General features: G+C 54.0%; 1 protein-coding gene. It reads right to left on the bottom strand.

Annotation, left to right across the window (positions count from 1 at the left end; all coding sequences use genetic code 11):
* Positions 1–136: 136 nt before the first annotated feature.
* On the bottom strand, positions 137–376 hold a 240-nt coding region (locus GSQ94_RS00005), incomplete at its 5' end, for a hypothetical protein (protein WP_158941283.1).

The raw sequence follows: 376 nt of genomic DNA, 5'->3' as shown, positions 1-376 counted from the left end.
TCGGGCAATGCGTAGGACTGTGCGGCTATCTAAAACTTGAAGTCAAGGGCAACAGAGCGCAACTTCTCCTTGATGTTACGGATGATCTCACGCTCTGCCGATGTCATGAAAGGGTAACCGCGTTCTGTGAGATATCTTACGAGAGCTTTAGTGATATCAAGGTCAGTGAGGTCCAGGCGCAAGATGGCATGAGGCAGTGCAAACCCTCGTAGATCGGGACTTCGAGACCCATAGCTTGTTTGCCCATGGTTTCGCTGCTGGCCATGCGCTTGACCATCTGATCGGCCCGGCCCAGCGACTCCAGCCATTTGGCCCGCAACTGCTTCACCTGCTCCGGCTTCTCGTACTGGATGATCATGTCCTCTTCCTCTGCATC

The organism is Granulicella sp. S190, from assembly GCF_009766095.1.
Lineage (GTDB): Bacteria > Acidobacteriota > Terriglobia > Terriglobales > Acidobacteriaceae > Edaphobacter.
The sequence above is the reverse complement of the archived record's forward strand: the minus strand, read 5'-3'. Positions and strand labels throughout refer to the sequence as shown.